At 60.8% G+C, this 10,697-nt stretch carries 8 protein-coding genes; 2 read left to right on the top strand and 6 right to left on the bottom strand.

Annotated elements, in window-relative coordinates; translation table 11 throughout:
* Positions 1-170: 170 nt before the first annotated feature.
* Complete coding sequence (locus EDE09_RS19540) at positions 171-911, bottom strand: SDR family oxidoreductase (protein WP_105373427.1); 741 nt, start codon at positions 909-911, stop codon at positions 171-173.
* A 100-nt stretch (positions 912-1,011) separates the two neighbouring features.
* Between EDE09_RS19540 and EDE09_RS19535 the strand changes: the two genes are divergently transcribed.
* Both EDE09_RS19535 and EDE09_RS19530 read left to right on the top strand, forming a co-directional pair.
* The gene (locus tag EDE09_RS19535; protein ID WP_105373525.1) at positions 1,012-1,905 is read left to right on the top strand and encodes a LysR family transcriptional regulator; all 894 of its coding nucleotides are present in this window, start codon (positions 1,012-1,014) and stop codon (positions 1,903-1,905) included.
* Positions 1,906-2,178: 273 nt separating this feature from the next.
* Positions 2,179-2,886 carry a GGDEF domain-containing protein gene (locus EDE09_RS19530; RefSeq protein ID WP_245422964.1) on the top strand — a complete coding sequence of 236 codons (708 nt, stop codon included), beginning with the start codon at positions 2,179-2,181 and terminating at the stop codon, positions 2,884-2,886.
* On the opposite strand, the gene EDE09_RS19525 is transcribed toward EDE09_RS19530, so the two are convergent.
* The 5 genes from EDE09_RS19525 to EDE09_RS19505 are packed head-to-tail and all read right to left on the bottom strand — an operon-like array spanning position 2,863 to position 10,592.
* Positions 2,863-4,038 (bottom strand): glycoside hydrolase, encoded by a 1,176-nt coding sequence (locus EDE09_RS19525; protein ID WP_105373430.1) that lies wholly within the window; start codon positions 4,036-4,038, stop codon positions 2,863-2,865. The two genes, EDE09_RS19530 and EDE09_RS19525, sit on opposite strands and share 24 nt — an antisense overlap.
* Positions 4,013-5,185, bottom strand: a complete 1,173-nt coding sequence (locus EDE09_RS19520) for a polysaccharide pyruvyl transferase family protein (RefSeq protein ID WP_105373431.1) — start codon at positions 5,183-5,185, stop codon at positions 4,013-4,015. The genes EDE09_RS19525 and EDE09_RS19520 overlap by 26 nt, the downstream gene beginning before the upstream one ends.
* A gap of 39 nt (positions 5,186-5,224) precedes the next feature.
* Positions 5,225-6,403: a polysaccharide pyruvyl transferase family protein gene (locus tag EDE09_RS19515; protein ID WP_105373432.1), complete on the bottom strand. Its 1,179-nt coding sequence runs from the start codon at positions 6,401-6,403 to the stop codon at positions 5,225-5,227.
* 39 nt (positions 6,404-6,442) lie between these two features.
* A complete protein-coding gene (locus tag EDE09_RS19510) occupies positions 6,443-9,121 on the bottom strand; it encodes a glycosyltransferase (protein ID WP_105373433.1) in 2,679 nt (892 codons plus the stop codon).
* Positions 9,111-10,592: a DUF6212 domain-containing protein gene (locus tag EDE09_RS19505; protein ID WP_112796670.1), complete on the bottom strand. Its 1,482-nt coding sequence runs from the start codon at positions 10,590-10,592 to the stop codon at positions 9,111-9,113. The genes EDE09_RS19510 and EDE09_RS19505 overlap by 11 nt, the downstream gene beginning before the upstream one ends.
* Positions 10,593-10,697: the final 105 nt, after the last annotated feature.

Below are 10,697 nucleotides of genomic sequence, written 5' to 3'. Positions count from 1 at the left end.
ATCATAAGGTGCAGTCACGCTTTGCTCTCCTTCACTGAGTTCGCGAAAACCCAGGAAAGGTAAGCCAAACGGCGCAAAGCGTGACTGTCCTAAGATCATCTGCATCTCAGAGATCCGTTCTCTCCATGGACGTGGCCTCTTTCATGCCACCTCCTTTCTCAGGGTCTGCTTCAGATCATGCCGCCATTGGCACGGAGTACCTGGCCGTTCACCCAACCGCCTTGAGGGCTGGCGAGGAACGAAACGACCGAAGCGATGTCGTCCGGCTGACCCAGGCGCCCCAGCGGTATCGTCCCGACGATCCTCTGGACCAGTTCATCGGACTTGCCGGTCATGAACAATTCGGTCTCCACCGGGCCGGGCGCGACCGCGTTGACTGTGATGCCGCGGCGGCCGAGTTCCTTCGAGGCAACGTGCGTCATAGCCTCGACGGCGGCCTTGCTGGCCGCATAGACGCCGTAGGTGGGCCCGTACGCGCCGACGACGCTGGATGAGAAGTTGATGATACGTCCGCCGTCCCTGAGCCGGCCGGCCGCTTCGCGCATGGCACGGAACACGCCGGTCAGGTTGATCGCAATCTGTTGCTCGAAGCTCGCGTCGTCGGTATCGGCAAGCGGCGCCAGCTTCAGGATGCCCGCGTTGTTGACGAGGATGTCGACGCCGCCGAAAGCCCTTTCCGCGGCGTCGAACAGATTGGCCGCGGCCTGCCCGCCGGCCATATCGGCCTGCACGGCGACCGCCTTGCCGCCGCTCGTCTCGATCTCCGCAACCACGGCGGCCGCAGCGTCATGGCTGCTGGAATAATTCACCACGACCGCGATGCCGTCCTGTGCAAGTTGCAACGCGATGGCCCGGCCGATTCCCTTGGATGCTCCGGTGACGATCGCGGCGCGTTGTCCTTTGATGGTCATGTCATAGTCTCCTGGTTGACGAGCAGGAGATATTGCCGACACCAAAGAAGAACAATCGGGTGGAGATTGACATGAGAATTCGGCTGTGGTGAACAAAGCCATGGACCGGCTTGACCGCATGCAGCTCTTTATCCGGATTGTCGAGCGGCGCAGTTTCGCTGCTGCGGCCTCAGACCTCGGCCTTGCCCGGTCTACCGCCACAGAAGCAATCAAGCAGCTGGAAGACGACCTCGGCGTTCGGCTTCTCGAGCGAACGACCCGGCATGTCGCGCCGACGCTGGACGGCGCGGCCTTCTACCGGCGCTGCGTTGCGATCCTTGCGGAGCTGGACGAGGCGGAAAGCGCCTTCCGCGACATGCAGCCCCGAGGTCTGCTCCGGGTCGACGCGCATCCCCTGCTGACACGCACGTTCCTGCTGCCGCAGCTCAACGACTTCCTTGATCGCTACCCTCTGCTGGACCTGCAGATCGGTCAGGGCGACCGCCTGGTTGATCTTGTCAGGGAGGGTGTCGATTGCGTCATTCGCGCCGGAGAGATTGCCGACAGCGGCCTGATCATGCGACGGCTGGGGATGATCACCGAAATCACCTGCGCCAGTCCGGGATATGTGGAGAGGCACGGAATTCCCCGATCGCCCGATGCCATGGACGGGCATCGCGCCGTCGGGTTCATCTCTTCGCGTACGAGCCAGATCATGCCGCTCGAATTCACGGTGGGAAGCAATGTTCGCCACGTGACCCTGCCGTGCCGGCTGACCGTCAACAACTCGGACACCATGACCGATCTCGCCCGCCTCGGTTTCGGCCTGATCCAGGCCCCGCGCTACCGCCTGCAGCGGGACCTGGACGAAGGAACTCTCGTCGAGGTGCTTGCCGAGTTCCCTCCCCCGCCGACACCGCTTTCGGCGCTCTACCCCCAGAACCGCCAGCTTTCGCCACGGGTGCGGGTCTTTATCGACTGGGTCGTCAATCTGTTTTCCGAAGCCGATTTGTGACTGTTGTGGAATGCCTGTTCAACTGAAGCAGATGCTCCCGGTGTTAGCGCCGAAGATGCGAGTGTTTTTTTACGAGCGCATCGCCCTGGGCACAAACCGCGATCTGGTGGACGTGACCACCAGAATTTCGCGGCTTATGGCTAAAATGCCTTCAGATTTGTTCATCGGGTATTTCCCCGTGGTCCTTCAAGATAGCGACCACTGCAAAAGCTCGTTAATCCGATGACTCTCCAATTTCGTTTTGGCCTGGCCCCGATCGTCCCGCATATCAGGATGGCAGCGCTCCGCGCCCTTGTCTTCGCAACTGGAGCGACCGCGGTCGTTTGGCTATTGGGCGTACTTATTCCCGAAGGCCTATTTTGGCTGGAATTGACGGTCGTGGCGTTCATATCCGCGGCCGTTACATTTCCGTTCCAGTTGGCGTTTTGTCTTCGCAGCGAAGCGCTTCGTGATACCCAGAAAGAACTTCAACACGTGCTCCACCATGATCCCGTCACGGGCACAACGCGCGCCGACGAATTTGCGAATTCAGTCGCGCATGCGATAGACCGCAGGCGCGTAAGCACGGCGGAAAACTCGGATGGCGTCATGCTCGTTCTCAGGGTCGATAATTTCGATGAGATCGGCCGCCGCTATGGTCCGCAATGGGCCGATACGTTGCTTCAATCTATTGTTCGGATCGTATATTCTTCCGTGCGCTATGGGGACCTCGTCGCCCGCCTTGCCTCCGACGAACTCGGCATCTATCTGCCCGGCACGACAACGGAAAATGCCCGCAACATCTGCGAACGCATCCGCGCGCACCTGAAGGAGACAACGTTCACCGCCGGGCAAGAGCGCCACATATCGGTGACGGTGCGGCTTGGCGGTACCAGGGTCGGAGATCAAGCAGACTTTCAGGCGCTCCGCGAGGCTGCCAACCGCGCCGCCCTCGCGGAGGAGGAAGCCGGCTCGCCCCTATTCCGGGAGCAGTTCTCGTGAACGGGAGGTTTTCCGGTCCGCCGCGGTGGCCGTAACGCCGGCGGGGCTCAACGTGCCGCAACGCCAGACGCTATAGACCGGTTGCGTATCCCAGTCGTAATAGAAGGCCGCTTTCAGCCTTCCCTTCTCCATCAACTCCGCGAAGCTGCGGCGCACAGCACGGACCGCCGCTTCCCGCTCGCGATCGTCGATCGGGCAGGTAGATGCGGTGTTGGCAATGCCCCATTCGGTCACCCAGCATGGCTTGCCTTCCCCTTCGGGCCGGCAGAAGCCAAGCAGCGTGGTGACGTAACGTGCAAGCGCAGCGTCATCCTTACGTCCCGGATAAACATGAATCCCGTAGGCGTCGACCAGCCTGTCGATTCCGCGTTTCTGCAGGAGTGAAATGAACTCGCTGGGGTCGAGCCGCTCCATCCCGCGGTGATCGGCCTCGCTGGTGCCGACATCGGAAAGACCGGCTGAAATGAGCAGTGCGTCGTGGTTATGCGCCGTCGCCTGCAACTCCTCCCGCGTGATGCGGACAGCGGCGACATAAGCCTCCAGCCCGCGCTCGAAGGCCGAACGGTCTGCGACTTCCGATGCGTTGCGCGGTGTCCGTCGCCCCGGCTTTTCGTAGACGATGAGGTCGCCATTGTAGGCGCTGTAGTTGATCTCGTTTCCGGGCTCGACGGCATCGATGCGAATACCCATGTCGTCAATCCGGCGAAGCGCCGAGCGCAGTTGCGCCCGGTAAAGACCCAGATCGAGATCCGAAAGCCGCTGAACATCCCAGATACGCCCGAACCCGGCTCGGGGAGCTGCCGCGGCAGGATAATAATCCTTGTTGCCGAGCTGGATTTCCAAAAGGATTTTCAGCCCAAGCCGCTCGGCGATCTCGATCGCATCGATGCTCTTGTCCACCGGCCGCGACAGCGAAAGCCGGACATGGGTGATGCCGCTTGCCGCGATGTCCTTCAGGACGCGCTCCTGATCGGCGCGGGAAAGCCAGGCAAGGTTGACCCGGTTGATGCCGATGCGATCCGACAGCGCATCGTCCGCTGCCGCCGGCGGCACCGGGCCAAAGGCCGAGAGCAGCGTGAGCAGGCAAAGGACAAACGCACGCACCTGCGCCCTCTCCCTCATCCGCTCAAAGTCCGATCTGCCCCAGGGCATTTCGGAAATTGGCCTCGCAGGCGGAATAGCGGTCGATAACCGCTTGCGTGTCGATCTTGCCGAGGAAATTGGCGAGATAGGCACGCTTGTCGGCCTCACGGTTCCAGGTCGCCGCTTCGATATAGGGGAAGCCGATGAATTCCAGCATTTCCCGCATGCGATCGTCAACCGCGATCATCAGGGCGGGCGTGCCGGCCTGCATGCCGATGATGCAGCCATGGAAGCGGCGACCGAAGCAGAGGTCGCGCGCCGACATCGCCCCGCGCCACTGGTTCGTATCGAAATAGACCAACAGTTCGTATTTCCGCTGCCATTTTTCCGAATGCTTGTATTCCGTGCCGCCGGTGATGCGCGCACTCGATCGATCATAGACGATGTCGTTGTCACTGCCGGTCAGGCCGAGATTGTAGGCAACCAGTTCGTCCTGTACCACATAGCTTGCGACGCTGTCGGGCTTGAGCAGCGCATGGGCGTCAACGATCGTATCGGCGACGCTGCCGAGATAACCACCGAAGGCGATCTTCTGGGCTTCCGCCAGCGCCGGGTTGGCGAGTGCGGTCAGCGAGCGCTTCATGTCGTTCGGCGAGAAGTAGAGCGACGGGCAACCCGTCGGCTTGACGAACTTCATCCCCTGTTCCCGCAGGAATTCGGCAGTGAAATAACCGCGCGTCAGGAAGAAACTTTCCTTGTTCCGCAACACCTCCAGGAACTTCTGCGTCCCGGCCGGTAGCTGATCCTTGAGGCCTTCCTTGCGCTGGATGCCGATGCCCATCACCACGACCGGCATGTTCAGCTTCGCGAAAATTTCGGCTTCGAGATCGGCAGAATAACCGGGGCGCAGAAGGTTTGCAGAGGCGAAGACGCACAGATCGAACTCGCGGTTCACCGCTTCGTAGACCTCGTTCGAATCGCGGTTGTTGGCAAGATGCCAGAACGGCAGATAGGTGACGTCGTGGCCACGCAGGCTCTCGGCCGCGCCTTCGCCGATCAGGTAGTTGCCGGTATTGGCGATCCTCCTGACCTGCGAGATCAGGTCCTTCCTGGTCCTGGTCTCGTCGAAATAGGGTCGATGGATGACCCTCGTGCCGGAGACGTCCGCAATCGTCCGCTGCAGATAGGAGGGGATGCCCGTGAGCAATATACGCATGACTGGTCCTCTGAACCGAAGGTGTGATGTTGCGGGTTGCTAGAGACCGATGCCGATTTCGCGAAGCGTGGTACGGAAGGCCCGTTCGCGATCCGAATACCGGTCGACGAGTTCGGTGGTGTTGAGCTTGGCCAGATGGTCGGCCACGAACTCGGCTCGGTTCTCCGCCTTTTCGACATCGGTGGTATCGACGGCCGGCAGACCGGTGAAGCCCAGCATTTCACGCATACGGTCGTCCACCGCCACCATAAGGCTCGGCACGGCCGCCTGCATGGCGATGATCGAGCCGTGGAAACGACGGCCGAAATTGAAGTCCATGGACGAGGCCCAGCCGCGCCACTGGTTGTTGTCGAAGAAGGTACGGACTTCGAACCGTTGCTTCTCCCGCTCGGTGCCCGGATAAGCGAGGTCGCCGATCATCCGGCCCGATGCGGAATCGTAGACACGGCCCTCTTCGTTCGGCTCCACCTTCATGTCGAAATGGAGGAATTCATCCTGCACCACGTAGGGCGGCACGGTGCCTTCAGGCGCAAGCGCATTCGCATCGAGAATTGCATCCTGGTTGCCGCCGAGGTAACCAGAAAAGATCGTCTTCGCCTTGCCGATTTGGACGCTCGACAATTTCTTCATCGATCGGCGCATGTTGTCTGGCATGAAGTAGACCGATGGGCAGCCTGTCGGACGCACGAAGGAGAAACCCTGGTCCTTCAGGAAGCCGGCGGACTCGTAGCCGCGTGTCAGGAAATAGTGCTCGCGCTCCTTCAGGACGGCCAAAAGCCGTTTCGTTCCCTCCGGAAGATTGTTCTCAAGATCTTTACGGTTTTGCAGACCGATGCCGAGCATGACAATCGGCATGTTGAGCCGGCTCAGGACATCCGCCTCGGCATCCGCGGAAAGCCCCTTGCGCAACAGGTTGGCGCAGGTGAAGACGCAGATGTCGAAATTGGCGTTGAATTCGTCGAAGCCGCCACCGTTTTTGGTCAGATTGTAGAGATGCCAGAAGGGAATCTGTTTGGCATGCGGCGCCAGCGCACGCAGGGCGCCCTCGCCGATGAGGTAGTTGCCGGTATTGCTGATATTGCGAAGCTCCTGCAGGAACTCCTCTTTTGTTTCCGGCTGCTTCTGCCGCTCCGCATAGGAGACCGACAGACCGTGGGCGCCATTGGCAAGACGCGTGTAGTGACCAGGAATACCCGTCACGAGAATTCGCGGACGCATTCGAATAGACCTTTCTATTTCAAAGGAGCGGCCCGGCCATCAGCCAGCTGCCGCAACCACGGGGTTTGCCGTCGCCTGCGCGCGAAAGACCGCGGCGCGGGACAGTGACGAATTTTTCACGGACCTGTCGCTCCAGGAGATGAAATCCGAGAAGGAGGTGGTCCACGACCGATGCGCGGCGGTCCTGATGCAGCCTTCCATGAGCGGCGCAAGCCTCTCGCGATTGCTTGCAACCTCCTTGATGATCCGCGCCAGGTCCCTCACCACCTGCGGATCGGAAGCCGCATTGATGAGGATACCGTCCTCACCGTCCGAAATGAGCTCCTCGACCGCGCCGACCGCGGTCGCGATCGGCACGCAGCCGAGCTGTTGCGCCTCGGTGATCATCAGCGGCGCGCCCTCCCAGCGTGATGGCATTAGAAGGACGTCAGCCCAGCCCAGCGCCTTGATCAGGTCCTTGCTCGCAAAGACCGGCGGGCGCACGTCGACGCCGAGGTCCTTTAGCCTCTCACTCCAGGAGGCCCTGGAATCGGCAAGGATTTCCCCCCCGATGGCCCGGGCGTCGAAGGCGATGTTCGAGGCCCGCAGTTCCGAAAGCGCTGCCGCCAACCGGTCGATACCCTTTTGCTGATCGAGCCGGCCCATATAGAGAAGTCGCAGGCGGTCATCCTTGCGCTCGATCCGTCTGACGGCCAGAACTTCCGCCAACGCCTTAGGCGGCACCGAGAAACTGGCTCCGTTCGCAACGGCGAAAATTTTCTCGTGCGGGATGCCGTAGCTGTGCAGATAGATCTTGAGCTGTTCGGAGCAAGTCAAGAAAGCATCATAGCAATGCTCGTGGGCGATCGCTGCAAAGGGCTGGCCGGCAGGCCGCTTGAAAGCCGTGTTGTCCACCACGTGCAGATAGCAGACCGTGCGGGTACCTTCGGCACGCAACCGCGCGATGAGGGGATGCACGGCCATCACGTGGTTGTTGATGACGAGGTCGAAGCCGGAAAGCTGTCCTTTGAGCGCTTCCCAATCGACCGAATGCTCCTCAGTGATGAAATCCTGTCCCAAAAAGGAACCGGACCCTCCCCAGGCTGGAATTCCCGCATCCCAGAAGTGGATGTAGTCGAAGCTGGAATCGAATTCGTCAATTACGTCCATCCGGGACGTGCCGAGCACGAAGAGATGGGTTTCGTAACCCACCGCCTTCAACTCGCGAGCGGCCGCATAGACGACCTTTTCAGCCCCTCCGAACGAGGCGTTCGGAACCAGCAGCGCCACGGTGCGCTTGCCGTCATTATGCCCGAGCGGCAGGACCGGCGATCCTCCGATCTCCTTGCGCAACGCCTTGTGGAGGTCGGTATAGGGCACGAGCCGCGCGGGGCGCCAGGTCCACCGCCTGCCCGCCGTCTCACGCAGAGTGCTCGAAGCAATTGCGTTGAGGCAATTGATCATCACCTGCTGCGGGGTAATGAGAGAGCGGCGCGGCAGGCTTCTCGGGAATGGGAAGCGTACTTTCAGAACGGCCGATGTCGGCCAGACCTGCTGGCTTGCGATCGAGGAGAACCAGTCCACGGCATTGTTCTGGACCACCTCCTGTACGAGACGGGTCGATATGAAAACGAGATCGGCGGAACCGATCTTTTGGGCGCCCGGCCCATGAACGACCGGTTCGATCTTGCGCTGGGCGGCATCGTTGGCGAGTTGTACGAAAACGACGTTGCTGACCTCGCTCATCCGTTCGAGATGGGCAAGCACGTTCGGCAGCATGCGCGAACGCCGCAGAACGTCAAGCGCCGCCCCGCTTCCAGCGACCATGAAGGGCGGGAAATGTTCATTGTCGGGTTCGCCGATATTACCCCAGAAAGCAGGGATGATGTCGTCGAGACGAAGCATCGTCGGCGGCTTGGTTGGATCGGTGAAGAAGGAGATTGCCGTGTCTTCCGTTCGCGCAAACAGATAGCGGGGGCACTCCTCATGCTCGAAATCCACCAGCATCGGGCGCTGGAACAACGGCCTGTGGCGCTTGCGCAGGAAGCTTACGGATGTGGCGCGGTCCCGGTTGGCCTCCTTGAAGCGGCTCTCCGCCCTCAGCCTGTATTCGAAGACGGTGTCGTGGCAGGGCGTGCCGACGAAACCGTGTTCGATGCAGGACAGCCAGAATTCCCAATCCTCGAAGCCGTTCTGCCTGTCGTCGTTGAAGCGGACGCCGTCCTGGAAAACCTCAATCGAGATCATCGATCCCGTATCGCAGATATTGTCGGTGATGCAGTGGACCAGCCTTGAGTAGCGGTTGCCGTAATGGGCGCGCCAGCTCACTGAAAACGTGTCGATATTCGTGTAGACCCATCCGCAGCCGCTGGAGACGAGCTGCCGGTAAAGCGTTGCGATGGTGCCGGGAAGCACGCGGTTGTCGGCATCAAGGAAATAGACGGCCTTCGCCTCGGGAAAGTGGTCAAGGACGAAGTCGATGGCGCGATTGCGTGCTCCGCCAGGGCCGGCGTTACGGCCGAATATGACATGGACAGACGGATGGGCCGCAGCATAGAGCAGCAGTTGATCGAACGTCTCATGCCGTGGATCACCGTCGACCGAAACGACGATGACAGTCCGGCAGCCGTTGAGATTCGAGGCAAGGACAGATTCGATCGCTTCAAGGGCAAGTGCCGCATGACCGTAGAGGGGCATGGCCACGGCGATCAGGTCCGTCGGCTCCCTGTTACCGGACATCGGTAGCCTCCGTAAACTGCTTGACCATCCTGAAGCCGGACACCTTGAGCCAGGAGAAATCGACGGAATCGGTGACGGCGCGGCTGAGGATCATCAGGTCCATCGGAGCACGTACCGGTTCGTCCAGTTGGATGTTGATGTTGACAACCTCAGTGGAACTGACTTCGCGCCATCCGCTGAAGAATGCCGACGGTCTGGCCGTGCCCTTTCGCGCAATTTCAGCCACCTCGGAACGCGCATTCGAATTTGCCGGCGCCAGCAGGAAGCTGACCGCCGCGGGCTTTCCGTCCGGATGATCGATGAAGGCGCTTGCCGAGAAGGATATCGTTCCAGGCTCGACGGCGCGACTGACAGCGCCGGCCGATATGCCGCTCGACAACGGATGGCAGACAACGGCATGCTCGTGCTCGAGGAAGCGCACTGTCTGGAAATCCGGAACGATGGGCGTGACCGAAACGTCTGCAATCTGGGCCAACGTACCGACCGCCAGGCGATAGTCGACCGTGTACTGGCCTTCGAGCATGTTGCTCGGCGCGATCATGTTGGGTGTCCTGGCGGGCTTGACCCCGGGCAAGCCCGTGAACACCTTGAACGCCAGCGGACGCAGGTCAAGATCCGGATGCGGAATTTCGGATCGCGCCGAGTAGCGCTCGCCGGCGATCGGATAGCCGAGCGAAAGTCCGATGGTCTCAGGTCCAGTCGCGGAGATCCGCAGCCGCAGCGTGCGCGCAGCCCCTCCGCAGGCCCGGGGCAGCGAGAAGAAATTCCAATTCGGCACGAGCTGCGCGTAGGGTACTGTCCACTCCGCGACCCCTTCGCCGCTTTCGAGATAGCTCAATGCGACGACAAGCTCGCCGCTGATCCGGGGCACCGAATGCAGGTGAAGGGCAAACCCTGCCACGCCAAGGCTGGATACCGGCAGCAATTGTTCGACAAAGGCGGCCGTGAGCAGCTGCTCGATCCCCTCGTCCTTGGGATCGGCATAGGGATCGTGGGAGAAGATTTCCGAAACCGGCTCCCAGTTTCTCGCCTGGAAGGCGTCCTCGAGCGACCGGTAGTTTTCCAGCAGCGTTTCGCGTTCCCGGCGCAGGATCGCGAGCTCCGAGGTGATCGAGGCGCTGTATCGGGCGAGCCGGCCGACGCTGCCTTCGCTCAGAGTTCTCAGAAGCGGGAAACTGTCCGAGGTATTGAGGGGATCAAGCCTATGTATGGGTAACGCGGGGACGGTCCCCAACTGCTCAAGCAGCGCCAGACGCTCCTGCAGATCCGTCTCGCCCTCTTCGGAAAAGGCGATGGCGATCAGCGGAAAGGCGTTCTGCAACGTCGCCGGAGGATGGCCATCAACATCGAGGTAGACGACCAGATGCTCAATGTCGCTCCCTTCGAAGCAGGACCGATCCCGGCCCGATGCCGCTACCAGCTTTCTCGTCGCCAATCGTTTCCCAATGCCGGAAGACGTCAATTCTTGCACGCGCGACCTCTGAAGGATTATCTCGGAACAGAAACCAAAGGCGCCGTATAATCAGACGTTTATTCCGACCGGCCGGCGCCATATAACCAAAGCCTAACAACTAAC

Origin of the sequence: Neorhizobium sp. S3-V5DH (assembly GCF_004343065.1) — a bacterium.
In the GTDB taxonomy this organism is placed as follows: domain Bacteria; phylum Pseudomonadota; class Alphaproteobacteria; order Rhizobiales; family Rhizobiaceae; genus Neorhizobium; species Neorhizobium huautlense.
Note: the sequence above shows the minus strand (reverse complement) of the source record. Positions and strands in the feature narration are given on the sequence as shown.